This is a genomic window from Romboutsia sp. 13368 (assembly GCF_018336475.1).
In the GTDB taxonomy this organism is placed as follows: domain Bacteria; phylum Bacillota; class Clostridia; order Peptostreptococcales; family Peptostreptococcaceae; genus Romboutsia.
This window is the reverse complement of sequence record NZ_CP048741.1, coordinates 642928-644589: the sequence shown is the minus strand read 5'-3', so window position 1 is coordinate 644589 and position 1662 is coordinate 642928. Positions and strand designations below refer to the sequence as shown.

The 1662-nt window shown below is 30.2% G+C and carries 1 protein-coding gene; it reads right to left on the bottom strand.

What is annotated here, in order from left to right; all coding sequences use genetic code 11:
* Positions 1–353: 353 nt before the first annotated feature.
* On the bottom strand, positions 354–1662 hold a 1309-nt coding region (locus G3997_RS02650; RefSeq protein WP_330616179.1), incomplete at its 5' end, for an ABC transporter substrate-binding protein.

Sequence of the window (1662 nt, the reverse complement as noted above, 5' to 3'; positions counted from 1 at the left end):
TTTAACAGTAAACCAAAGTGAACTTCTAAATCCTTCATCATTAAATANCTTTATATAATTTTCAAAACCTATAAAATTAACCTCTTTACTTATACCATTCCAATCTGTAAATGAATAATATATTCCTAATAATAAAGGTATTAATATAACTACTGTAAATGCAAATAAACTTGGACCTACAAAAGCCCAATAAGTTAAATTATTTTTAGATTTGCTTTTAGATTTGTTTTTATTTCTATTATGTTGATTCCCATTATCCAGTTCAATTTTAACTGACATTACTTATCCCCCTATTAAATAAGCTATATTTAAAAGAATTTTAAATATAGCTTATTAATAAATATTTTTATAAACTATTTTCTCTCTTCTGCCCAAGTAGTTTTAGCATTTTTAACTAAATCATCCCAACTCATGCTACCATCTAAGTATTTTTGTATATCTGCTCCAACTACATTTTCTCCCCATCCACTTGGATATCCCATGAATACCCATGGCATAGTTTTTCCATTATTAGAATAGTTAAGTACCTCTCTTGATAATGAATCTTTTGGTTGTAATTCTTCGCTTTCATATCCCTTAAATGCTGGTATAAAGTTAAAATCTTCTATTATCATTTTCTTACCTTCATCAGATGTATATAACCAATTTAAGAAATCTTTAGCTGCTTGCTTTTCTTCATCTGATTCATCTTTATTTATAGACCAATACATTGGAACACCAACAGGTATAGAGTCTTCTTTAACACCTTTAAGTGGTAATGGTAATATTCCTGAATTATCTGCAATCTCTTGATTAACTCCTGCTATTCCTCCATATGCCCAGTTACCCATTTGAACCATTGCTACCTTACCAGTTGAGTATTTTTGTTCAACTTGCATAGCATAGTCAACACTATTTATAGAAGAATCTTTTCCATCTGGCTTAAATGCATATTTAACTTGTAAATCTAATAATTCTTTTAACTCTTTATTATATTTAAACTCTAATTCACTAGCTTCATAAGCTTCAGTTCCACTTTCAAATTCATTTGATAATGCAACATTTAGTAAATGAAGTCCTGTTACCCATTTTTCTTTTCCTGGAACTGCAAATACTGATTCAATTCCTAATTCATCTTTCTTAGAATCTAATGTCTTAACYGCATTTTCTAATGCTTCATAAGAAATTATAGTAGTTGGATCAATACCTGCTTTTTCAAATATTTCTTTATTATATATAAAACCATATCCTTCTTGGCTGAAAGGCATTCCAAATATTCCATCATCTGTTGTTACTGCACCTAATGTACCATCAAATGCCTGACTAACCCAAGATTCATTTGATAAATCTTCTAATTTCCCATCCCAATCTTCAACATCTTGTGGTCCACCTACATTAAATATAGTTGGTTCTTCACCAGATTGGAATTTTGATCTTAAAGATGCTCCATAATCATTTCCCCCACCTACAGTTTCTACTCTAATGTCTACATTTGGATTTTCTTTTTCATAAACTTCTGCAGCTTTTTCAAGCGCATCTTTAGCTTCCACCTTGAATTGGAATATATCTACTACAACCTTATCCCCTTCAGAACCTCCATCACTTGAAGTACATCCTACTACACTAGTCCCTATAAGTGCAGTTACTGTAATTAAACTTAAAATCTTTTTTAATCCCATAATA